The organism is Streptacidiphilus sp. MAP5-3, assembly GCF_041262505.1.
Taxonomy (GTDB): domain Bacteria; phylum Actinomycetota; class Actinomycetes; order Streptomycetales; family Streptomycetaceae; genus Streptacidiphilus.
Map to the genome: position 1 here is coordinate 65314 of NZ_JBGCCL010000026.1, position 22618 is coordinate 87931.

A 22618-nucleotide genomic window follows, 5' to 3' on the forward strand; every position below is an offset into this window, starting at 1 on the left:
GCGTGTGGGTGGGTATGCTGGCGCCCGCTTTCTTGATCTCCAGGGGGACTTATGCGCAGCTTCGTACGATCAGCCGCAGTTCTGGCCGCTGCCTCCGCGATCTGCGCGAGCGTGGTCACGTCGGCGCAGGCGGAGGCTGTTCCCGCTCAGAAGCCGGCGGCGAGGGTGAGCACGAACCCCAATGCGGGAGACTTGTATCTCGCCGTGAACGGGCTGCCGAAGACCGTCAAACTCGGTGAGACGGTCAATGTCGTCTATTGGTACATGCAGACGAGCCAGGACACGTTGGTCCCGGCGGAAGCTGACCTGGAGCTGTCGGGCTACGAGGCCAGCCTCTGTCTCAAGGGGATGTCGCTTCAGATTCTCGACCCCTCCACAGGCAAGTGGGAGAAGTCGGGCCAGCCGGATTGCGGAGACGCCGGCTTCCTCCTGCCCTACTGGTCGAAGCCGATCTCTGTCCGCCCTCACTACTGGGCGCACCTTGACATGAAGATCACCTTTGGTGCCGGTACCCATCTCGGAGCCTGGCACCTGAGCCCGTTCATGGGCGGTTTCCAGCTCTGGAAGCGACCGGGTGTCTACGACCCCCGAGACCTGCAGATCATCGCCCCCAACTACGCCTTTCAGGTCGAGCGCTAATCCGAGCGAAGTGAACCATCAGGCCAGGTCCCCGGCGAAAGCGCACGCACTTCATGCCGGAGACCGGTTCGCGCGGGCGCGCAGCGCTGGACGCGTGGATGAGCGTCGATTCCTAGTGGATCTGGACGTGCACTCCACGGGTTGGCAATCGATCTCCCGAGCCGCCGAGTGGCACAGACCATCTCAACACACCTGCGGCGGAGCCCTATCAGGCTCCGCCGCAGGTGAGATGGTATTCCGTCAGCTCTTCGTCGCCAGCGCGCGAAGGAAGAACGCCAGGTTGGCCGGGCGCTCCGCGAGGCGGCGCATGAAGTAGCCGTACCACTGGTTGCCGTAGGGCAGGTAGACGCGCATGGTGTTGCCCTCGGCGATGAGGCGCTCCTGCTCCTCCGGGCGGATGCCGTACAGCATCTGGTATTCGAAGGAGTCCGCCGAGCGGCCGTTCTGGGCGGCCAACTGGCCCGCGACGCGGATCAGACGCGGGTCGTGGGAGGCCACCATCGGGTAACCCTCGCCCGCCATCAGGACCTTGAGGCAGCGGACATAGGCCAGGTCGACCTCGGACTTCTTCTGGAAGGCCACCGACGCGGGCTCCTGGTACGCGCCCTTGCAGAGGCGGACGCGGCTGCCCGGACCGCTGAACTCGGCGCAGTCCGCCTCGGTGCGGTGCAGGTAGGCCTGCAGCACGACGCCCAACCACGGGTAGTCCGCGCGCAGTTCGCGGGCGATGCCCAGCGTGGAGTCGGTCGTGGTGTGGTCCTCCATATCCAGGGTGACCGTGGTGCCGACCGCTGCCGCAGCCGCGCAGATGCGGCGGGCGTTCTCCAGGGCGACCTTCTCGCCGTCCTCGGGCAGGAACTGCCCGACGGCGGACAGCTTGACGGAGACCTCGGCGCGGTCGGCCAGGCCGGTTTCGGCGAGGGCCGCGAGCAGCTTCTCGTAGGCCTCGGCGGTGGCCGCCGCCTGGGTGGCGTCGGAGGTGTCCTCGCCCAGGTGGTCGAGGGTGATCCGGCGGCCGGTGCCGACGAGCGTGTCAGTGACGGAGACGCCCTCGTCCAGGGTGTCACCGGCGACGAAGCGCTTGACGATGGCGCGGGTGGGCGGGAGCTGCTCGATCAGCTTGCGGGAGCGCGGGGACCGGGAGGCCGCAAGCAGGGTGGTACGGAGCATGTCAACTCCTGGGAGTGCGGGAGAAGCAGGGAAGCGGAAGCGGGGAAAGCAAAGACAGGAGTACCGACGGCGTCCCCTCCCCCGGGGGGAGTTGGGAGGGGACGCCGCCTCCGTCGGCTCACCGGCCGTGCAGGGCAGGCGAACCGACGGGGGTGCGACGGTCGTCGATCAGCGGGCCGGGCGATCCCGTCCGACGACCGTCACAACTGGGGCCGGAGCCATCAGGGAGCTGATGGACCGTCAGCCCATGTGCGGGTAGCGGTAGTCGGTCGGCGGAACGAAGCTCTCCTTGACCGAGCGGGCGGAGGTCCAGCGGAGCAGGTTCTGCGCCGCGCCCGCCTTGTCGTTGGTGCCGGAGGCACGGCCGCCGCCGAAGGGCTGCTGGCCGACGACGGCGCCGGTGGGCTTGTCGTTGATGTAGAAGTTGCCGGCCGCGAAGCGCAGCTTGTCCATCGCGTGGGCGATGGCGGTGCGGTCGGTGGCGAAGACGGCGCCGGTCAGGCCGTACGGCGAGGCCGCGTCCAGCTGGGTGAGCGTGGCGTCCCAGTCGGCGTCCTCGTAGACGTGGACAGCCAGGATCGGGCCGAAGTACTCCTCGCGGAAGTACTCGGCGGCCGGGTCCGAGCCGACCAGGACGGTCGGGCGGACGAAGTAGCCCACCGAGTCGTCGCAGCTGCCGCCCGCGAGGACCTCGACGTTCGGGTCAGCGGCGGCGCGCTCGAGTGCCGCCTTGTTCTTGGCGAACGCGCGGGCGTCGATGACCGCGCCCATGAAGTTGGACAGGTCCGCCACGTCGCCCATGGTCAGCGACTCGGTCTGGGCCTTGACCTCGTCCTTGATCCGTGCCCACAGCGACGCCGGCACGTAGGCCCGCGACAGCGCGGAGCACTTCTGGCCCTGGAACTCGAACGCGCCACGCACCAGCGCAGTGGTGAGCGAGGCCGCGTCGGCGGACGGGTGGGCGATCAGGAAGTCCTTGCCACCGGTCTCGCCGACCAGCCGCGGGTAGGTGCGGTAGGAGGCGATGTTCTCGCCGACCGACTTCCACAGGTGCTGGAACGTCGCGGTCGAACCGGTGAAGTGGATGCCGGCCAGGTCCGGGTGCGGGAGCACGACCTCGGAGACGGCCAGGCCGTCGCCGGTGACCATGTTGATGACGCCCTTGGGCAGGCCCGCCTCCTCCAGCAGCTGCATCAGCAGGTGGGCGGCGAACTGCTGGGTGGGGGACGGCTTCCAGACCACGGTGTTGCCCATCAGCGCCGGGGCGGTGGGCAGGTTGCCGGCGATCGCGGTGAAGTTGAACGGCGTGATCGCGTAGACGAAGCCCTCCAGCGGGCGGTGGTCGGTGCGGTTCCACACGCCGGGCGAGGAGATCGGCTGCTCAGCCAGGATCTGGCGGGCGAAGTGGACGTTGAAGCGCCAGAAGTCGACCAGCTCGCAGGGGGTGTCGATCTCGGCCTGCTGCGCGGTCTTGGACTGGCCGAGCATGGTCGCGGCGGCCAGCGTCTCGCGCCACGGGCCCGAGAGCAGGTCTGCGGCGCGCAGGAAGACGGCGGCGCGGTCGTCGAAAGACAGCGCCCGCCACGCGGGACCGGCGGCCAGCGCGGCCTCGACCGCGTCGCGTGCGTCCTGCGCGGTGGCGTTGCGCATCGTGCCGAGCACGGCGGCGTGGCGGTGCGGCTGCACCACGTCGATCGGCTCGCCGCCGCCCAGGCGGCGCTGGCCGCCGACGGTCATCGTCAGCTCGACCGGGGCCTGCGAGCCCAGCCGCTTCAGCTCGGCCTCCAGCCGGGCCCGCTCCGGGCTGCCCGGGGCGTAGCCGTGCACCGGCTCGTTGACCGGCGCGGGAATCTGGGTCACAGCGTCCAACACGCGCGTTCTCCTCGTTGAGACGTCCAGACGGACGGGACGTTCGGGCGGATCAGTGCTCCTGGGCCACCTGGCAGCTCACCAGGTGAATCCAGGGGCATCCAGGGGGATCGTCGACCGACCGGGCGTGGTTCGCACGTCGGCGCGGTCCGTCGAGTCACACGCTAGGCCCGTACGAAGCGCTCCTCTTTGTCCGGGCGCATAAGATCTGACCATGGAGCATGTCCGATCGGACAACACTGCCGAAGACCCCCAGGAACCGGCCCGACCGGCCCCACCGGTTCCGCCGGTCGAGCCGGACCTCCCGCCGGAGCTGCCCGTGCCGCCGGTCGAGCCGGACCTCCCACCGGAGCTGCCGCTGGTCCGTCCCGGTGGCCTCTCGCTGCGCCAGCTGCTGATGTCCCTGGGCGAGCCGGTGGTCGAGCTCCAGTGCGCCCCGGCGGGGCTGGACGTCGAGGCGGTCGACGTTGCCCTGCTCGACCCGGAGGACCCGCCGACCGCGCGTCCGGGCGAGCTGGTGCTGGCCATCGGCGTGCGCGGACGCGCGGCGATCCCGGCACTGCGGGCCGCGGCACGGGCCGGCGCGGCGGCGGTCGCGGTCCGCATCGACTCCTCCGCGCAGCGCGAGACGCTGCGCGACTTCGCCGAGCAGGCCGGGATCGCGCTGCTGTCCGTCCGCCGCGAGGTCCGCTGGGAGCACCTCGACGCCCTCGCCCGCGCCGCGCTCGGCAGTGGCCGCCAACTCCCGGGCGGCGCCGTGGAGAACGGCGCGGAAGAGGGCGACCTGTTCGCCCTGGCCCAGACGACTGCGGTACTGACCGGTGGCATCGTCAGCATCGAGGACACTGCCAACCGGATCCTCGCCTACTCGCGCTCCGCCGACTCCGACGAGATCGACGACCTGCGACGGCTCACCATCCTGGGCTGGCAGGGACCGGAGCCCTATCTGGCCAAACTCCGCGAGTGGGGCGTCTTCCAGCGCCTGCGCGCGGGCGACTCGGTCGTCGCGATCGACGAGCACCCGGAGCTGGGGCTGCGCCGCCGTCTGGCGGTGGCGATCCGGTCCGGCGAAAGGCAGTTGGGGACGATCTGGGTCCAGGAGGGCGCGACGCCGCTCGCCGACCGCGCCGACCAGGCCCTCCTCGGCGCGGCCCGGGTCGCCGCGCTGCAGCTGATGCGAAGGCGACGACTCGTCAGCTCGGAACTGAGGCTCACTCAGAATCTGCTGTCCGGCGTCCTCCAGGGCACCACGGCGGCCCAGTCGCTCGCCGGCCATCTCGGCCTGGACGCCAAACGACCGGCCGCCGTCCTGGGGTTCGCCCTGCCGGGCTCGGACGAGTTGCACCGCGAGGAGACGCTCAGCCTGATGGCGGTCCACGCAGCCGCCCGCCACCGCAGCGCACTGGTCGCCGCAGCGGACGAACGCGTCTACGTGCTGCTGCCCGAACTCCCCCACGGCATCGCCGCGGTGACACTTCTCGGTTGGGCACGCGAACTCGCGGAGGCGGCGACCCGGCACCTCGCGGCGGCGACGGCGAGCGCGCCCGTCCGCGGCGCGGTGGGGACCGTCTCCGCCGGACTCGTCGGCACCGCCGCGTCCCGCCGCGAGGCGGACCGGGTGCTGGACGCGATGGCGTCCGGGCAGGTCGACGCCCAGGTCGCGGAGATCACCCAGGTGCAGGCCCAGGTCCTGCTGGCCGAGACCCTCGCCCTGCTCGCCGCCGCCCCGGCGGTCCGCGACCCGCGCCTGACCGCGCTGCTCGCCCACGACGCCCAGCACGGCGGCCAGTTGGCCGCCTCGGTGCTGGCCTGGCTGGACGCCTTCGGCGACGTCCGCACGGCAGCGGCAACCCTGCACATCCACCCCAACACCCTCCGCTACCGCGTCCGCCGCGCCGAACAGCTCACTTCCCTCGACCTCAGCCGTCCGGAGGACCGCCTGCTGGCCATGCTGCAGCTCCGCCTCTGACCACGACCGGGCTGTAACCACGATCGGGCTGTGGCCACGATCGGGTGAATCGGGTCAGAAATCTCCCAACGCCGGGCCGCGGTCAAGCCCGCCCAGGGCTCCCTGGCTGCGGAGGGCCTCGCGCCGAGTGCCGAGGAATCGGCCGACGCCGAGGCCTACGTCAAGGCCTACGTCAAGGGCGAACTGTCGGCAGACGAGATGGTCGAACGGGCGTTGTCCCGTCACCGACCGACGCCTGACCGCCTCGTTGGCTGAGGGTCACTGCCGGGGTGGCGCGTCGTGCCAGGTGCGCCAGAGGTCGAGCCAGGAGGCGCGGGACTGCACCCGCAGTTCGTGGAGGAGACGGGCCTCCTCCGGGGAGCGGGCGCTGCCGGGGGTGGCCGCGATGCCCGGGAGGTCCAGGCGGTGCCAGTCGCGGAGCCAGGCGCGTTGGGCGGGGGCGCTGCGGACCTCGCTCTCGAACGCGGTGAACCGGATGCTCTCCTCCAGGGCGGCCTTGCCCTCCGGGGAGTCGGGGAACCAGTCGGCTGCCTCGGAGAGCGAGACCATGTGGTTGACCAGCGCGGTCACCGACTCGTTGGCCTCGTCGTGGTCCTCGCCCGCCAAACGCATCTGCTGACGGACCGCCTCCTCCCAGAGGTCCCCGTGGCGACCCGCGTCGCGACGCGGGAGGCGCGGCACGCGGTGTTCGCGCACGGCAGCCTCCACCCGCAGCGCGTGGGCGACGCAGTAGTCGACCAGCTGCCGGTGCGCCGCGAGGTTCAGCGGCGGGTCCGCCGGGCCCTGCTCGGACTCGGCCGCAGACCGAGCCGCAGGCGTCGCGCCCGGCTGCCCGGCGCGACGACCCTCGTCAAGCCTGCGGCGCCGCACCAGCAGGGCGTTGAGCAGCGCCTGGCGCCCGACCGCGTACGGCTCCAGGTCGTGGACGACGCGCAGCGCCACCCGGTCGGGGTCGACGCCGCGGCCGGTGACGGTGAGCACGACGCGGCCGTCGGGCGCGCGCAACCGCGCGGCCCAGATCGGGCCCTCGCGGCGCAGGAGGGCCTCCACCGGAACGCCGTCCACGGGCAGGCGCATCTGCGACTCGACCGCCAGCCCCGCGAGCACGTCCCCCGTCGCACCGGGCGACTCGTCGATGCCCGCATGGCTGAACAGCCGGTCGCGCTCGTCCTCGACGATGTCGGCCAGGCCGTACTCGATCGTCCCGGCGCCCGCGTCCGCATTGGCGACCTGGAGCCACGGGCCCTCCGCGGTCATCGGCTCGCCATGGCAGAGCACGACCTTGACCAGTACGCCGTTGGTGATCTGCCACTCCGTCAACGCGGGCGAGGGCAGCAGCGGCGCCGTGGGCGCGTAGAGCGGAAAGGGACAGGAGGAAAGGGTGTTGAGGTCGGCTTGCGCCGCGTCGCGCCACAAGTCGTCCGGGCTGTCGAACCTGCCGAAGCTGCCGCCGCCGAACTTCACCACGCCTCCCCTTCACGTCGCGCTCCACCCTACGGAGTGACGGTCCTCGCGTGCACCATGCTCTGGATTACCCGTACGCCGTACGGCTGACGCACGAACGGCACGAGCACGTCTGCGCCACACCGACGCCCGCCGCGCGTCAGCGTGGTGGCATGACGCATGCTCACCCCGTGCACCGCACAGGTCGATCCGCCGCTGCACACTTCCTCGGCGCGACCGCCCTGCTCCTCGCCGCCGCGCTGCCCGGACTGGTCAGCCTGCCCGCAACCGCGCACGCCGAACCCTCCCCCGCGCGCTCGGCGCACCTCGGCGGCGTCCACGACCCGGCGCTCGGCGCCTCCCCCGAGCACTGCACCGGGCCGACGGAGGCCGGCAACGGCGGCGCGCTGGCCCTGCTGCTCGACTGGCCGGACCGTCCCGTGACGCCGGGAACGACGCAGGTGCTCGGCATCCACGTCACCAACCTCAGCGCCCGGCCGACCACCGGCCCGACACAGGTGGTCGTGCACAACTTCGCACCGAACCGGCTCAGCGCGGACCCGAGCCTCCACCCTCGGACCACGGCGACGGACCTGGCCCTCTCGCTCCCGGCCGACCTCCCGCCCGGCGCGACCGCGTCCGCAGCGGTGACGATCGGCCTGGGTGCGTCCATCCCGCCGGACGCCACCGAGCACTGCTCGGTCACCGCGACCGGCGGCCCGGACGACCGGGCGACCGCCGCCTACGACGTGGTGACGGGCGCTCCAATCGTGCATCTGACGGCGGCGGTGCTGCCGCTGTCGGCGCGGCCCGGGCAGACCGTCATGGTCCAGGCAGTCTTCGGCAACACGGGACCGTCGAACGAGTACACCGGCCCGGCCGTCTTCACCTTCACCGCTCCCGAGCACACCCACTGGACGCAGCCCCACGCCTACCGCTGCACGCCGGACGCAGCCACCCCGGACCACCCGGCCGCCACCCGGCTCAGCTGCAACTACCCGGGCGCACCGCTGACCTGGCGCAACGAGCTCGAGCAGCTCCCCCTCACGGTCGACACCGACGCCGTCCCGGGCACCACGCTCACCGGCGGTCGGGTCGACGCCACCGATCCGTTCGACCCGACCCCCTTCCGGGGCGCGGAGTTCGGCGTCACGGTGACGCGGTGACGCGCTCACACGCTGACGGTCGGTCACATCCTGTCGGCCGTCTTCCCGCTCGCCCGCCCGTCGATGCCGTCCAGCAGCAGCCGCAGCGCCAGCTCGAAGCCGCGCCCGTCCAGCCCGCTCGCACCGCCGCCCCTGGCGAAGGAGCCTGACAGCGCGTCGGCCAGCGCGGGGTACTCGGGGCGGTAGCCGTCCGGTTCACGGGTGAAGCCTGCGGTGAAGGTCTCCAGCGCGGAGCCGAGCACCAGGTAGTCGAGCGCGGCAGCGGTCTCCGCGGCGTCGGCGGGGTCGAGTCCGGCGCGGCCGAACGCGCCGAGCAGTGCGTCGTAGCCGCGCAGCGCCCGGTCGGCCTCGACGCGACGGCGGGCCAGCAGCGCGATGGTGTTCGGGTGCCGCAGGAACACCGCGCGGTAGCCGCGCGCGTACCCGGCGAGCCCGGCCCGCCAGTCCGGGTCGGCCAGCGGCGTGTGGTCGACCTCCTCGTTCACCAGCTGTGAGACCGCGTCGACCAGCGCTTCCTTGCTCTCGACGTGGTTGTAGAGCGAGGCGGCCTTGACACCGAGACGCTCGGCGAGCGCGCGCATGGTCAGGCCGTCCGCGCCCAGCTCGTCCACCACGTCCAGCGCCGCCGCGGCGATCCGCTCGCGCGTCAGCAGCGCCCTGCTCGGTCGGCCCACGCCGCAAACTCCCTCTTCCGCAGTCGGCATTCGACGGCTATCGTGCCAGATCAATCCGACTGACTAACTAAGTTAGTTTTATGTCCCGAAGTGGAGGCCGCACCTTGGCGACCGACGAACCCGACCAGCACGACAGCGACCGGCTGGAGGCCCTCGGCTACCGGCAGGAGCTGAGACGCAGCCTGAACATCCTCGGCAACATCTCGATGGGCTTCGCCGTGGTCTCCCCCGTCGTCGGCCTCTACGCCGCCGCACAGGTCGGCATGAGCGTGGCCGGGACGGCGTGGGTCTGGGCGCTGCCGCTCTGCCTGCTCGGCCAGTGCCTGGTCGTCTGCGTCTACTCCGAACTCGCCTCGCAGTGGCCGCTGGCGGGCGGCGCGTACCAGTGGAGCCGCCGCCTGGCGAGTCCGGCCTTCGCCTGGCTCAGCGGCTGGATGTGGCAGTTCGCGGTGATGTTCGGCAACACCACCGTCGCCTACCTCGCCTCACCCTGGCTCTTCGCGCTGTTCGGCACGGTGCCGACACCGACCGAGCAGGTACTGGCGTCGGTCGGCTTCATGTTCTTCTGCACGCTGGTCAACGCCTACGGGATCAACTTCCTCCGCTGGTTCGTCAGCCTCGGTATCGCGGCGGAGGCGGTGGCCTCGGTGCTGGTCGGGGTCACGCTGCTGCTGGTCTTCCGGCAGCACGGGTTCTCGCTGCTCACGAACTTCCTCGGCGCGCCGAAGGGGCTGGGCGTCAGCAACCTCGACGGGTTCCTCGCGGCGGTCGCGGTCGCCGGGTGGGCCTTCATCGGCTTCGACGCCTGCGTCTCGACGGCCGAGGAGACCAAGGACGCGGCGCGGCAGGTCCCGAAGGCCATGTGGTGGTCGCTGCTCAGCGTGGGCCTGGTGGTGATCCTCAACGCGATCTCGGTCGAACTCGCCCACCCCGACCCGGCCGAGGTCGTCGCGGGGAAGGACCTGGACCCGGTCACCACGGCCGTGACCCACGCCTTCGGCGGCTGGGCGGACAAGCCGTTCGTGCTGGTGGTGCTGGTCAGCTTCACCGCCTGCCTGATGGCCTCCCAGGGCGGCGCGGCCCGCGGGCTGTACTCGCTCGCCCGCGACGACGTCTTCCCGTTCGCGAAGCACGTGCGCAAGGTCAACCGCCACAGGGCCCCGATCGGCGGGCTGGTCGCCGCCACGGTGATCAGCTGCGCGGCGCTGCCGCTGGGTCTGAACACGTCGGCCATGGGCAGCTTGATCACCTTCGGCAGCGCGGCGACGTTCGTGCCGTTCTTCCTGCTGACGGTGGTCGCGCTGGTCGCGCGGCTGCGCGGCAGCTGGGCCCCCTCCGGCGCGGTCCGCTACGGGCGTCTGGGGACGCCGCTGAACGCACTGGCCGTGCTGTGGACGGGCTTCGAGGTCGTCAACATCTGCTGGCCCCGCGCGATTCTCGCGCCTGTCGGCGCGCCCTGGTACCAGGTGTGGGCCGCGTTGCTCGGCGTGGGCCTCGTCTGCGTGGCGGGGGTGGCGTACCTCGCCGTCCGCAAGCCCCACCTGCGCATGCGCGCGGCAGACGAGGACCGCCCCCTCGGCGACGAGCTGGCGCCCGCGGTGCTGTAGTTGCACTGCTTGAGGGGCGCGGGGAACTGCGCGAGCAACCACCCCGTGCGGATGGGCCTGCTCGTTCAGCGACACACCACACTGGGTGGCTTGTCGCGCCCACGCGGCGGAGCCGCACACGAGCAGAGCCCCGCGCCCCTGCCGGAGGCGCGCGTCAGCGCCCCGCGGACTTGGCCTTGAACGCCGCCTTGCGGGCCTGCTTGGCCACCGACTTGTCGGGGTGCAGGGCCCCGACCGCTTCCAGCACCGCGCGGGTGTAGGTGTGGTCGACGCGCCACATCTCCTCGAAGAAGCGCTCCGAACCGTCCGGGCCGGGCAGCATGCGGATCAGTTCGAGCATGGGCTCCTCCTCACCGCCGGTGTCGATCAGCTGGGCGGCCAGCGCGTCGACCGTGGTCCAGAGGACGACGTCCCGACCGGGCGTGGGGAAGTCGGTGACGCCGCGTTCGGTGAGCCACGCGCCGGCGATGCCCGCGAGCTCGGGGTCGGTGAGTGCCTCCCGCGCCGCCGGCTCGGCGGGAGTGCCGAGGTGACGCAGCGCCACCTGGCAGTACAGGCGGCGGACCGGCGCGACGAGGTCGTCGCCCCGCGCAGCAGCCAGCAGCTCGCTCGCGGCCGGGAGCGGCTCCCGACCGGCGATCCACTCCAGGATCTCCTCCTCCGGCAGCACGTTCGGCGACTCGCAGATGCCGCGCAGCAGCGCCTCCGCGTCACCCTGCGCGTGCTCGCCGATCAGCGGTGCGCCGATGCCGTCCTCGAGCAACCACTGGCGGACGCCGAAGACGCCGAGGTCGGTCAGGCGGACATGGCCGAAGCGGTCGACGTCCGCGTCGTCCAGCTCCAACTCGCCGCCCTCGCCGAAGGTCGACTCGTCCTCCTCCTCGAAGAGCGCCGGGTCGATCGGGCGGTAGTCGAGCATGCCGAGGTCGGCCAGGTCCTGGAGCATCGGGTCGAGGATGACCATGGTGTCGGTGATCTCGCCGAGCAGCTCCTCGGTCGGGTCCTCGCCCTCGGGGACGACGAGCAGGGCGGCGAGGACGCCGAGTGGCAGCGTCTGCTCGGTGCGGGTCGGGGCGAGCGCGCGGGTCTCGTAGAGGACCTGGAGGGCGTCGTCGAGCAGGCCCTGAGCCTCGTCGCGGGCTTCCTCCAGCCGCGAGTACTCCTCCTCGGACTCGTCCTCCTCCTCGGTTCCCTCGGCTCCGGCCGCCACCTCCGCCAGAACCTCGTCGTCCTCGGAGTCCGCAGAGTCCTCCTCGTTCTCCCCGTCCTCCCCGTCCTCCTCGTGCTCTTCGTCCTCGTCGTCTTCTTCGTCCTCCTCGTCCGCCGCGTCCGCCGCGTCCCGGGCGGCCTCGACGTCGTCCAGCGCCGCCTCCACCGCCGTGGCGGCGATGATCGACGCGGAGGTCAGCCAGTCGTCCAGGATCGCCTCGACGTCACCGGACGCCAGCCGCTCCAGCTGCGGACCGGCGACGCCGCGCTCGGGTGTGTCGGCCTTCTCGGGGTTGCCGTCGGCGGCGGACTCCAGCACGACCAGCTCCAGGTCGACCGCCAGCGCCCACGCGCGCTCGATCTCACCGATGTCCTCGGACTCCAACTCCAGCGCCTTCACGGCTGCCGCGGCCTGCTCCTCGGGAAGCTCGCCCCACTCGTCGACGGGCTTGCCCTCGCCGACCCAGCGGGCCAGACCGATCGCCTGGGCGAGGAGCGGCGAGGCCAGCGCAGACTCGGCCAGCGCCTCGGGCGCCGCCAGCCGGACCGGCGGAACCAGGATCAGCTCCTCTTCCTCCGCGTCCTCGGCGTCCACCTCGCCGACGGTGCCGGGACCGCCGGTGGCACCGTAGAGGGTCTCCAGGTCGAGGTCCGCGGGGAGGGCCCGGCCCTCGTCGCCGGAGCCGTCCTTACGACTGCGCGCTGCCATGATCCGACCTGTCTCTCGCTCGCCCCGGACCGCCGGGAACCCGATGTGTTCCAGCTGGAGCCGCCTGACCACCTGGGCGGCCAGACCCTGGGCCGTCACGCCGTCAGGACCGACGTGAGCAACGGCACAAGCGCTCCTGAGCCGAGAGTAGTCCCTGGTAGGCCCCGTTGCCGTTTCCCTTGACAGGCGGCCAGGCCGTATCCTCCGCTGGGCTGATGCGCACACCCCGCGCCCAGGCTCCGCACCCCCTTGCACGCCTGCTCCACCCGGACCCTCCCCCAGCCTTCGGCCGGGGGCCCGCACCCGGCAACACCCCGCCGACCCGGCCCGGAGCCCAGACGCCAGGAGACCCCTGCCATGGCGGAACTCTCCCCTGCCTCGACGCGCCTTCGTGAGGCCCTGCTCCCGCTCGAACTCGCTCCCCCCGAGCGCCTGCGCACCCCGACGCTGAGCCGTTGGAACGCGCTGCGCGGCGTCCGAGTGGGCCTGACCGTCGCGGTCCTGCTGCTCCTGCTCATCGGAGCCAACCTCGCGACTCCCCTCTATCCCGCGCTGCAGACCCGACTCGGTCTGAACCCGGTGGACACCACCGTCCTCTTCACCATCTACGTGTTCGCCCTGGTCCCGGTGCTGGCCGCCGTCGGCCACTGGTCCGACCAGCTCGGACGCCGGGCGCTGGTGCTCCCGGCGGTCGTCCTCGCTGCGGGCGGCGACGCGGTCTTCGCCACCGCGAACGGCCTCGGTCAGCTGGCCGCCGGGCGCGCCATCCAGGGCGTCGCCGTCGGTCTGGCGACCAGCGCGGCCGGTGCGGCCCTCGCCGACCTGCTGCCGGACCGGCCCGCCCTCGCCGCCAAGCTGACGCTGGCCGCCTCGGCAGGCGGCGTCGCGCTCGGCCCGCTGCTGGGCGCGGCGCTGGCCCAGGGCGCGGACCCGGTGGTCACGCCGTTCACCCTGCACGCGATCGCACTGCTGGCGCTCTGCATCCCGCTGGCCATGCTGCACCCGCGCGCGCCCGGCCACCACGCCGCCCCGGTTCGCGTGCCGGGTCGGCTGAGCCTGCGCCCCCGCGCGCTGAGCCTGCCGCGGCAGGGCCGCGGGATCTTCCTGCTGGCGGCGGGCACCGGGTTCGTCTCCTACGCGGTCTTCGGCGTCTACCTGAGCCTCGCGCCCAGCTACGCGGCCTCACTGCTGCACACCCACGCGCCGATCGCGGGCGCGGGCGTGGCCGCGCTGCTGCTCGGCTCGTCGGCGGTCGCGCAGCTGCTGGCGCGCCCGACCCGGTCGCGGGCCGTGCCGGTGCTGGGCATGTCGGGCCTGGCGCTCGGCCTCGGCCTGGTCGTGCTGGCCGGGTACGCGCACCTGCCCGTGCTGCTCTTCGTCGGCAGCATGCTGGGCGGCGCGGCGCAGGGGCTGGCCTTCCGAGCCCTGTTCGCCCGCGCGGTCGCCGCGATGGAGCCGGAACGCCGCGCGTCCCAGCTCAGCGCGCTGTGGGTGGTGGTCTACCTGGGCAGCTCGCTGCCGATCGTCGCGGTGGGCTTCCTGGCCCGCGCGTACGGCATCCTCCCGGCGGTCACGGTGTTCGCCGCCGCCGCGGGAGCTGCCTGTGTGGGCCTGGCGGTGGCGTCGGCCCGGTCGAGTCAGTAGCCGTCTTCTGCGCCTGCGGCTCGACGAGCTCGCCGCTCACCACCCACGGGCGATCGTGCCGCCAGCCGAGCCCGGCTCGTCGCTCCTCCGCGATCCGGGCCCGGATGACCAGCAGATCGACGAACGCGATGAGCGCGAGCAGGCCGCAGACCGCGGCGAAGCCGAGGAAGGTGTTGCGACCGCTGACGTCGCCGGGCTTGGCGTTGACGGAGACGAACGCGAAGAAGCCGGCGGCAAGGAGGTAGAGCGGCCCGAAGATGGCGGCGAGGAGCCGCCGCGCGGGCAGGTCGCTCAACGCGGTCGACGGCTCGCTCCCGCTCCTCGCCCGGCGGCGGGCAGGCGGGGACTCACGCGCGCCCGAGCCCACCGGCGAGGTCAGCGCGCGCGGCGGCGGGCGATGCCCCCGGCCGAGCGCGAACTGCATACGCGGCCCCTACCCCGAAAGGGACGTTGCACTCACCCCAGGGGCGCGGGGCTCCGCTGATAAGCGGCTCCGCCGCACGGGCGCGACGAGCCACCCTGGGAGGGAAAGCTCCGAACGTTCAGGGTTCATCCGCACAGGGTGGTGTTCTCGCGCAGTTCCCCGCGCCCCCGAGGTGCATGGCACCTCGCCCGCAGATCCGCGCGCCCCCGAGGTGGCTGCAACGTCCCTCTTTCGAAAGAGGTCACATCCGCCCCGCCGGCTGGCGGTCCTGTGGCCGCCGGGGCGGAACGGGCGTGGCCGGGAAGTCGCGGGGGCCGGTCCACAGCGCGGGGACCGCGTCCGCCCAGCGGCAGAGCTCGTAGGCGATGGACTCGTAGTTCACGCGCCAGCCGCGAAAATGCTCCCACGCCTCCTCCACCGGGCGTTCCTTCGCGAAACCGGTCGCGGCGATCATCGCCACGGCCGCGTCGAACTCGGCGAAGCTGAGCCGGATCGGCGTGTTCGGCTGCGGGTCGGGGTCGAAGGAGATCCTCATGGTGCGGGCGATGTCGCGGAGCGACGAGAAGCCCGCGCGCAGGACCAGACGGGCCTCCGGCGGCGCGGACTTCGGGGCGATGGAGAGCTGGATCGCCGCCGCGTCCATCACCGCGAGCAGGCTGACGATCCAGCTGCGCTGCGGGCGTGGCGAGCGGAACGAGAGCAGCAGCGGGTAGTTGGAGTGGCTCTCGCCGATGTCGGCCGCCAGACGCTCCCAGTCGCGGTAGAGCGCGGGCAGCGCGGTCTGGGTGTCTACCAGCCACTGACGGGCCAACAGTTCCGGTCCCCACGCGGGTTCTCCGGCGCGGGACTCCAGCAACGTCACCTCCGTCTCGCGACGGTTGTACGCGCCGTACAGCGTGGGCAGGTACGCGATCTGCAGCGCGATGATCAGCGGACCACTGGCTGCGGCGAGGAAGTCCAGTCCGGAGAGCTTGAGCCTGCTGCCACTGGCGAAGCCGAGCGTGAACAGGCTCGACCCGGCCTCCCGCACGGCGGTGCCGAAGTCCAGGGTGGACAACCCGTACAGCAGGCACGAGTACGCGAGGAGCATCCCGCCGAGCCACGCGGTCAGCATGCCCAGCAGCACCAGCGGCGCGAGCCACGCCTGCGCGCGGTCCATCGCCCGGAACGTGCCGAGGGGCGCGGCGGAGAGCCGCAGCAGGTACCGGAAGCTGCGGGTCAGCCGGAAGACGAGGGCGGAGTACAGCCCCCTCGGAACCACGAGCGTCCGGAGCACGCTGCTGACGACCATGATCAGCAGCAGTACGCCCAAGGCGATGGAGAGAGCTCTCATAGATCACATTGTCTTGCAAACGGCTTCAGGGGCGCGGGGAAGCCGCCCATCGGCAGAGCCCCGCGCCCCTGAGGGGGTGCAACAACCTCTTGGATCAGACGTTGAAGCCCAGCGCCCGCAGCTGGTCGCGGCCGTCGTCGGTGATCTTGTCCGGGCCCCACGGCGGCATCCAGACCCAGTTGATCCGCAGATCCTTGACCAGGCCGTCGGTCGCCGTGCGGGCCTGGTCCTCGATGACGTCGGTCAGCGGGCAGGCCGCCGAGGTGAGCGTCATGTCGATGGTGGCCACGTCGGCCTCGTCGACGTGGACGCCGTAGATCAGGCCCAGGTTGACGACGTCGATGCCGAGCTCCGGGTCGACGACGTCCATCAGGGCCTCCATGAGGTCCTCGACGGCGACGGAGCCCTTGCTGACACTCTCGAACTCGGTCGCGGCTGCGGCCTCCGGGGCCGCCTCCGCAGTGGTCTCAGTGGTCTCGCTCATGCGCTCTCCTTGACGGGCGCGTCGGCCAGGGCCTGCGCCGTGGCGTCCTTCCAGGCCATCCAGCTCAGCAGGGCGCACTTGACGCGCGCCGGGTACTTGGAGACGCCCGAGAACGCGATCGCGTCCTCCAGCACCTCCTCGTCCCCCTCCAGCTGGCCCTTGGACTGCATCAGCTCCAGGAAGGCCTCCTGGATCTTCTGGGCCTCGCCCAGTTCCTTGCCGACCAGCAGGTCGTTCAGCACCGACGCGCTGGCCTGGCTGATCGAGCAGCCCTGGCCCTCGTACGAGACGTCCTTCAGCACGGTCCCGTCGAGCTTGACGCGCAGCGTGATCTCGTCGCCGCAGGTCGGGTTGACGTGGTGCACCTCGGCGTCACCGTCGCGCAGGCCACGGCCGTGCGGGTGCTTGTAGTGGTCCAGGATGATGTCCTGGTACATCGAGTCGAGCTTCATCGACCGCCGCTCCCTTTCCGACTAACCGAAGAAGGCGCGGACGTGGTGCAGCCCGTCGATCAGGGCGTCCACCTCCGCCTCGGTGGAGTACAGATAGAACGACGCCCGCGTGGTCGCCGGAATTCCGTAACGGAGGCAGACCGGACGGGCGCAGTGGTGGCCGACGCGCACGGCGATGCCCTGCTCGTCCAGCACCTGGCCCACGTCGTGCGGATGGATGTCGCCCAGAGTGAAGGAGATCGCCCCGCTGCGACCCTCGGCCGTGGCCGGGCCGATGATCCGCAGGTCGGGGACCTCCTGCAGGCGGTTCACCGCGTACTCGGTGATCGTGTGCTCATGGGCGGCGATCGCGTCCATGCCGATGCCGTTCAGGTACTCGATGGCCGCGCCCAGACCGACCGCCTGCGCGATCGGCGGGGTGCCCGCCTCGAACTTGTGCGGCGCGGGGGCGTAGGTCGAGGACTGCATGGAGACGGTCTCGATCATCTCGCCGCCGCCCAGGAACGGCGGGAGGTCCTCCAGCAGCTCCTGACGACCCCACAGGACGCCGATGCCCGTGGGCGCCAGCATCTTGTGGCCGGTGAAGGCGACGAAGTCGGCCTCCAGCGCCTGCACGTCCAGCGGCATGTGCGGGGCGGCCTGCGAGGCGTCGATGACGACCAGCGCGCCGACGGCCTGCGCCCGGCGGACGATCTCCTCGACCGGGTTGACCGTGCCCAGGATGTTGGAGACCAGCACGAACGAGACGACCTTGGTCTTCTCGGTGATGATCTCGTCGATGTTGGACAGGTCCAGGCGGCCCTCGTCGGTCAGGCCGAACCACTTCAGCTTCGCGCCGGTGCGCTGCGCCAGCAGCTGCCACGGGACGATGTTGGAGTGGTGCTCCATCTCCGTGATGACGATCTCGGAGTCGGCGTCGACCTTGTAGGGCTCGTCGGCCCAACCGAGCATGTTGGCGACCAGGTTGAGCGACTCGCTCGCGTTCTTGGTGAACACGACCTCGTCGCGGCTGGGCGCGTTGATGAAGGACGCGACGGCGTCACGCGCGCCCTCGTACAGCGCCGTGGCCTCCTCGGCGAGCGTGTGCACGCCGCGGTGGACATTGGAGTTGTGCAGCTCGTAGTAGTCCGTCAGCGCGTCGAGGACCTGCCTGGGCTTCTGCGAGGTGGCCGCGTTGTCCAGGTAGATCAGAGGCTTGCCGTTCGGCAGGATCCGGCCGAGGACCGGGAAGTCCTTGCGGATCGCGTCGACATCCAGCGTGCGAGAGGTAGGGATCACTCGGCTGCACCGCCCTTCACGTACTGCTCGTAGCCGTTCTCCTCCAGCTGGTCGGCCAGCTCGGGGCCACCGGAGGTGACGATCTTGCCGCCGGCGAAGACGTGGACGAAGTCGGGCTTGATGTAGCGCAGGATGCGCGTGTAGTGGGTGATCAGCAGGGTGCCGACCTCACCGGTCTCGCGGGCGCGGTTGACGCCCTCGGAGACGATGCGCAGCGCGTCGACGTCCAGACCCGAGTCGGTCTCGTCGAGGATCGCGATCCGCGGCTTGAGCAGCTCCATCTGGAGGATCTCGTGGCGCTTCTTCTCGCCGCCGGAGAAGCCCTCGTTGACGTTGCGCTCGGCGAAGGCCGGGTCCATCTGGAGGTCGGCCATGGCCTCCTTGACCTCCTTGACCCAGGTGCGGAGCTTGGGGGCCTCGCCGCGGATCGCGGTGGCGGAGGTGCGCAGGAAGTTGGAGACGGAGACGCCGGGGACCTCGACCGGGTACTGCATGGCGAGGAAGACGCCTGCGCGGGCGCGCTCGTCCACGGTCATCGCCAGCACGTCCTCGCCGTCCAGCAGCACCTCGCCACCGGTGACGGTGTACTTGGGGTGGCCGGCCAGCGAGTAGGCCAGGGTCGACTTGCCGGAGCCGTTCGGGCCCATGATCGCGTGGGTCTCGCCCTGCTTCACGACCAGGTCGACGCCCTTGAGGATCTCGCGCGGGCCGTTCTCGGCGTCGACGGAGACGTGGAGGTCGCGGATTTCAAGCGTTGCCATGGACTCAGGACTCCTGGGTGACGGAGACGAGCACATCGTCCCCTTCGATCTTTACGGGGTACACGGGGACGGGCCGGGTGGCGGGGAGGCCCGAGGGCTTGCCGGTGCGCAGGTCGAAGCGCGAGCCGTGGAGCCAGCACTCGATCGAGCAGTCCTCCACCTCGCCCTCGGACAGCGACACGTTGGCGTGCGAGCAGATGTCGTTGATGGCGAAGACCTCGCCCTCGGCGGAGACGATCGAGACGGCGATGCCGTCGACCTCGACCCGCTTCGGGGTGTCCGCCTCCAACTCACTGAGCGCGGCGACGCGCACGAAGCCGTTGCTGCTCATCCGACCGTGGCCTCCAGCTCGGCGTCGATCTTCTCGATCAGACGCTCCTGGAGCTCCGGCAGGCCGATCTGCTGGACCAGCTCGGCGAAGAAGCCGCGGACCACCAGGCGACGGGCCTCGTCGGCCGGGATGCCGCGCGACTGCAGGTAGAAGAGCTGCTCGTCGTCGAAGCGGCCGGTCGCGGAGGCGTGGCCGGCGCCGACGATCTCGCCGGTCTCGATCTCCAGGTTCGGGATCGAGTCGACCCGCGCGCCGTCGGTGAGCAGCAGGTTGCGGTTGAGCTCGTAGGTGTCGGTGCCCTCCGCCTCGGCGCGGATCAGCACGTCGCCGACCCACACCGCGTGCGCGTCCTGGCCCTGCAGCGCGCCCTTGTAGGCGACGTTGGAGCGGCAGTGCGGCGTGTCGTGGTCGACGAAGAGGCGGTGCTCCAGGTGCTGCCCGGCGTCGGCGAAGTACAGACCGTAGAGCTCGGCCTCGCCGCCGGTGCCGCCGTAGATCACCCGCGGGTGCAGGCGCACGACGTCGCCGCCGAGGGTGACGATGACGGACTTGAAGGTCGCGTCGCGGCCGATCAGCGCGGTGTGCTGGGCGGCGTGGACGGCGGTGTCGTCCCAGTCCTGGATGGAGACGACGGTCAGCTTGGCGCCGTCACCGATCAGGTACTCGACGTTGGCGGCGAGCACGGCGTCACCGGTGTGCTCGATCACGACCACGGCCTCGGCGAACGCGCCGACCTCGATCACCTGGTGGCCGTAGGCGACGCCGCCCTCGCCGTGGATGGTGATCCGGACCGGCTCGGTCAGCTGCGCGTTCTTCGGGATGGAGACCAGACCGGCCTTGCCGAAGCTGCTGAACGCCTGCGCGGCGACGCGGTCGACCGGCTTGCCGGCGGCGCCCACGCGGGCGTCGTCGCGCTCGACGGCGGTGACGAGGACGCCCTCGGGGGCGGTCACGTCGACCTTGATCGCGCCGGAGCTCGCCTCGGCGGTGCCGTCGTGCAGGCCCTTGAGGCGGTGCAGCGGCGTGAAGCGCCAGTTCTCCTCGCGGCCCTGCGGGACCGGGAAGTCGTTCACGTCGTAGGACGCGACGGCCTCGGTGCGGGCATCCGCAGGCTGTGCGGCGAACTCGCCGGGCACACCGGCGACCTGGATCGAGCCGGAGGTGGTGGATCCCCCGGAGGTGGTGGTGACGTCAGCCATGGCTGTCGTGCTACTCGCTTTCTGGAAAGGACTAAGTGGCAGATCAGGGGCGCTCGGGACTACCCGACGGCACCTTCCATCTGCAGCTCGATCAGCCGGTTGAGCTCCAGCGCGTACTCCATCGGCAGTTCCTTGGCGATCGGCTCGACGAAGCCGCGGACGATCATCGCCATCGCCTCGAACTCCGTCATACCGCGGCTCATCAGGTAGAAGAGCTGGTCGTCGGAGACCTTGGAGACCGTCGCCTCGTGACCCATGGAGACGTCGTCCTCGCGGACGTCGACGTAGGGGTAGGTGTCGGAGCGGGAGATCGTGTCCACCAGCAGGGCGTCACAGAGCACGTTCGACTTGGCGCCGTGCGAGCCCTCGCCGATCTCGATCAGGCCGCGGTAGGAGGTGCGGCCGCCGCCTCGCGCCACCGACTTGGAGACGATGTTGGAGGAAGTGTTGGGCGCCATGTGCACCATCTTGGCGCCGGCGTCCTGGTGCTGGCCCGCGCCGGCGAACGCGATGGAGAGCGTCTCGCCCTTGGCGTGCTCGCCCATCAGGTACACGGCCGGGTACTTCATGGTGACCTTGGAGCCGATGTTGCCGTCGACCCACTCCATGGTCGCGCCCTCGTAGGCCACGGCGCGCTTGGTGACCAGGTTGTAGACGTTGTTCGACCAGTTCTGGATCGTCGTGTAGCGGCAGCGGCCGCCCTTCTTGACGATGATCTCCACGACGGCGCTGTGCAGCGAGTCCGAGGAGTAGATCGGGGCGGTGCAGCCCTCGACGTAGTGGACGTAGGCGTCCTCGTCGACGATGATCAGCGTCCGCTCGAACTGGCCCATGTTCTCGGTGTTGATCCGGAAGTAGGCCTGCAGCGGGATCTCGACGTGCACGCCCTTCGGCACGTAGATGAACGATCCGCCGGACCACACGGCCGAGTTCAGCGAGGCGAACTTGTTGTCGCCGACCGGGATGACCGTGCCGAAGTACTCCTGGAACAGCTCCGGGTGCTGCTTGAGCGCGGTGTCGGTGTCCAGGAAGATGACGCCCTGCTCCTCCAGGTCCTCACGGATCTGGTGGTAGACGACCTCCGACTCGTACTGCGCGGCGACACCGGCGACCAGGCGCTGCTTCTCCGCCTCCGGGATGCCGAGCTTGTCGTAGGTGTTCTTGATGTCCTCGGGCAGGTCCTCCCAGGACTCCGCCTGCTTCTCGGTGGACCGCACGAAGTACTTGATGTTGTCGAAGTCGATGCCGGAGAGGTCGGAGCCCCAGGTCGGCATGGGCTTCTTGCCGAAGAGCTTCAGGCCCTTGAGGCGGAGCTTCAGCATCCACTCGGGCTCGTTCTTCTTCGCCGAGATGTCCCGGACGACGTCCTCGTTGAGACCACGACGGGCGGCGGCGCCGGCCGCGTCGGAGTCGGCCCAGCCGTACTCGTACGTGCCCAGGCCTTCAAGCTCCGGGTGAGCGGTGGTGGTCATGCGGGGTTCCTCCCGGATGCGGCGGTGTCGTCGTCAGTCGTGTCAGTCGTAGGGGGCTGGTCAGTCGATGGGGGCTGGAGGTGGGGCGGCGGTGCCGCCCTGGGCACGAAGGTCGTGCAGACCCCGTCGCCGTGGGCGATGGTGGCCAGCCGTTGCACGTGGGTGCCCAGCAGCTGCGAGAAGAGCTCGGTCTCGGCCTCGCAGAACTGCGGGAACTGCTCGGCGATGTGCGCCACCGGGCAGTGGTGCTGGCAGAGCTGCTCGCCGAGCGGCGCACTGCGCACCGTTGCAGCGTAACCGTCCGCGGTCAGCGCCCCGGCGAGGGCCTGCGCCTTGGCCTCGGTGTCCGGGCACGCGCCCAGCGAACCGGCGTAGCGCTCGGCGTCGCGGGCGAGACGGGCCCGTGCGAAGGCGGCGAGCGCCTCGCGTCCCTTCTCGCCGCCACCGGCAGCCTCTGCGAGGAAGCCGAGGGCGTCGGCGGCGAGCTGGTCGTACGCCTGGTAGAAGGTGCTCCGCCCGGAGTCGGTCAACAGGAACACGCGCGCGGGGCGGCCCCGGCCGCGGTGGCCGTAGACCTTCTGCTCCCGCGAGGTGACGAGCCCGGCGGCGGTCAGCGCGTCGAGGTGGCGCCGTACGGCCGCCTGGGTGAGGCAGAGTCGCTCGGCGAGGTCGGCAGCGCTGGACGGTCCGTGGTCGAGGATCGACCGCGCGACCCGGTCGCGCGAGGACGTGCCGGACTGCGGCGCGGTAGCAGTCGCTTCGACCGCCTCGCGTCCCTCCGCCAT

The 22618-nt window shown here is 71.2% G+C and carries 21 protein-coding genes; 6 read left to right on the forward strand and 15 right to left on the reverse strand.

Annotated features, from left to right (window positions below):
- Nucleotides 1-51: 51 nt before the first annotated feature.
- Complete coding sequence (locus tag ABH928_RS28775) at nucleotides 52-639, forward strand: hypothetical protein (RefSeq protein ID WP_370071544.1); 588 nt, start codon at nucleotides 52-54, stop codon at nucleotides 637-639.
- A gap of 240 nt (nucleotides 640-879) precedes the next feature.
- Here the strand turns inward: ABH928_RS28775 and ABH928_RS28780 are convergent, their stop codons facing one another.
- The gene (locus ABH928_RS28780) at nucleotides 880-1809 is read right to left on the reverse strand and encodes a proline dehydrogenase family protein (RefSeq protein WP_370071545.1); all 930 of its coding nucleotides are present in this window, start codon (nucleotides 1807-1809) and stop codon (nucleotides 880-882) included.
- 240 nt (nucleotides 1810-2049) lie between these two features.
- Nucleotides 2050-3678: an L-glutamate gamma-semialdehyde dehydrogenase gene (gene pruA / locus ABH928_RS28785; protein ID WP_370071577.1), complete on the reverse strand. Its 1629-nt coding sequence runs from the start codon at nucleotides 3676-3678 to the stop codon at nucleotides 2050-2052.
- Nucleotides 3679-3892: 214 nt separating this feature from the next.
- On the opposite strand from pruA, the gene ABH928_RS28790 reads away from it, so the two are divergent.
- Both ABH928_RS28790 and ABH928_RS28795 read left to right on the forward strand, forming a co-directional pair.
- Nucleotides 3893-5647 (forward strand): PucR family transcriptional regulator, encoded by a 1755-nt coding sequence (locus tag ABH928_RS28790; protein ID WP_370071546.1) that lies wholly within the window; start codon nucleotides 3893-3895, stop codon nucleotides 5645-5647.
- A 60-nt stretch (nucleotides 5648-5707) separates the two neighbouring features.
- On the forward strand, nucleotides 5708-5902 hold the full coding sequence (locus ABH928_RS28795; protein WP_370071578.1) for a hypothetical protein: 195 nt from the start codon (nucleotides 5708-5710) through the stop codon (nucleotides 5900-5902).
- A 3-nt stretch (nucleotides 5903-5905) separates the two neighbouring features.
- Here ABH928_RS28795 and ABH928_RS28800 read toward each other — a convergent pair whose 3' ends face one another.
- Nucleotides 5906-7114, reverse strand: a complete 1209-nt coding sequence (locus ABH928_RS28800) for a hypothetical protein (protein ID WP_370071547.1) — start codon at nucleotides 7112-7114, stop codon at nucleotides 5906-5908.
- 149 nt (nucleotides 7115-7263) lie between these two features.
- Between ABH928_RS28800 and ABH928_RS28805 the strand changes: the two genes are divergently transcribed.
- On the forward strand, nucleotides 7264-8256 hold the full coding sequence (locus ABH928_RS28805) for a hypothetical protein (RefSeq protein ID WP_370071548.1): 993 nt from the start codon (nucleotides 7264-7266) through the stop codon (nucleotides 8254-8256).
- A gap of 23 nt (nucleotides 8257-8279) precedes the next feature.
- Here ABH928_RS28805 and ABH928_RS28810 read toward each other — a convergent pair whose 3' ends face one another.
- The gene (locus ABH928_RS28810) at nucleotides 8280-8930 is read right to left on the reverse strand and encodes a TetR/AcrR family transcriptional regulator (RefSeq protein ID WP_370071549.1); all 651 of its coding nucleotides are present in this window, start codon (nucleotides 8928-8930) and stop codon (nucleotides 8280-8282) included.
- Between the two features lie 104 nt (nucleotides 8931-9034).
- Between ABH928_RS28810 and ABH928_RS28815 the strand changes: the two genes are divergently transcribed.
- Nucleotides 9035-10537 (forward strand): APC family permease, encoded by a 1503-nt coding sequence (locus tag ABH928_RS28815; protein WP_370071550.1) that lies wholly within the window; start codon nucleotides 9035-9037, stop codon nucleotides 10535-10537.
- Nucleotides 10538-10691: 154 nt separating this feature from the next.
- On the opposite strand, the gene ABH928_RS28820 is transcribed toward ABH928_RS28815, so the two are convergent.
- A complete protein-coding gene (locus tag ABH928_RS28820; RefSeq protein WP_370071551.1) occupies nucleotides 10692-12455 on the reverse strand; it encodes a hypothetical protein in 1764 nt (587 codons plus the stop codon).
- A 357-nt stretch (nucleotides 12456-12812) separates the two neighbouring features.
- On the opposite strand from ABH928_RS28820, the gene ABH928_RS28825 reads away from it, so the two are divergent.
- The gene (locus ABH928_RS28825; RefSeq protein WP_370071552.1) at nucleotides 12813-14099 is read left to right on the forward strand and encodes an MFS transporter; all 1287 of its coding nucleotides are present in this window, start codon (nucleotides 12813-12815) and stop codon (nucleotides 14097-14099) included.
- Here the strand turns inward: ABH928_RS28825 and ABH928_RS28830 are convergent.
- The 10 genes from ABH928_RS28830 to ABH928_RS28875 form a co-directional block, all read right to left on the reverse strand.
- Nucleotides 14026-14523, reverse strand: coding sequence for a hypothetical protein (locus tag ABH928_RS28830; RefSeq protein WP_370071553.1), 498 nt, complete (start codon nucleotides 14521-14523; stop codon nucleotides 14026-14028). The two genes, ABH928_RS28825 and ABH928_RS28830, sit on opposite strands and share 74 nt — an antisense overlap.
- Before the next feature lie 241 nt (nucleotides 14524-14764).
- Entirely contained in the window at nucleotides 14765-15856 is a 1092-nt protein-coding gene (locus ABH928_RS28835) for a hypothetical protein (protein WP_370071554.1), read from the reverse strand.
- A 94-nt stretch (nucleotides 15857-15950) separates the two neighbouring features.
- Complete coding sequence (locus tag ABH928_RS28840) at nucleotides 15951-16238, reverse strand: metal-sulfur cluster assembly factor (protein WP_370071579.1); 288 nt, start codon at nucleotides 16236-16238, stop codon at nucleotides 15951-15953.
- A gap of 98 nt (nucleotides 16239-16336) precedes the next feature.
- Nucleotides 16337-16792: a Fe-S cluster assembly sulfur transfer protein SufU gene (sufU, locus tag ABH928_RS28845; protein ID WP_196196415.1), complete on the reverse strand. Its 456-nt coding sequence runs from the start codon at nucleotides 16790-16792 to the stop codon at nucleotides 16337-16339.
- A gap of 21 nt (nucleotides 16793-16813) precedes the next feature.
- A complete protein-coding gene (locus ABH928_RS28850; RefSeq protein ID WP_370071555.1) occupies nucleotides 16814-18070 on the reverse strand; it encodes a cysteine desulfurase in 1257 nt (418 codons plus the stop codon).
- A complete protein-coding gene (gene sufC, locus ABH928_RS28855) occupies nucleotides 18067-18831 on the reverse strand; it encodes a Fe-S cluster assembly ATPase SufC (RefSeq protein ID WP_370071556.1) in 765 nt (254 codons plus the stop codon). The genes ABH928_RS28850 and sufC overlap by 4 nt, the downstream gene beginning before the upstream one ends.
- Nucleotides 18832-18835: 4 nt before the next feature.
- Nucleotides 18836-19162, reverse strand: a complete 327-nt coding sequence (locus ABH928_RS28860; protein ID WP_370071557.1) for a non-heme iron oxygenase ferredoxin subunit — start codon at nucleotides 19160-19162, stop codon at nucleotides 18836-18838.
- Nucleotides 19159-20361: a Fe-S cluster assembly protein SufD gene (sufD, locus tag ABH928_RS28865; RefSeq protein WP_370071558.1), complete on the reverse strand. Its 1203-nt coding sequence runs from the start codon at nucleotides 20359-20361 to the stop codon at nucleotides 19159-19161. Before sufD ends, ABH928_RS28860 begins: the two co-directional genes overlap by 4 nt.
- Nucleotides 20362-20420: 59 nt before the next feature.
- A complete protein-coding gene (gene sufB, locus ABH928_RS28870) occupies nucleotides 20421-21833 on the reverse strand; it encodes a Fe-S cluster assembly protein SufB (protein WP_370071559.1) in 1413 nt (470 codons plus the stop codon).
- Nucleotides 21830-22618, reverse strand: a complete 789-nt coding sequence (locus ABH928_RS28875) for a helix-turn-helix transcriptional regulator (RefSeq protein WP_370071580.1) — start codon at nucleotides 22616-22618, stop codon at nucleotides 21830-21832. The genes sufB and ABH928_RS28875 overlap by 4 nt, the downstream gene beginning before the upstream one ends.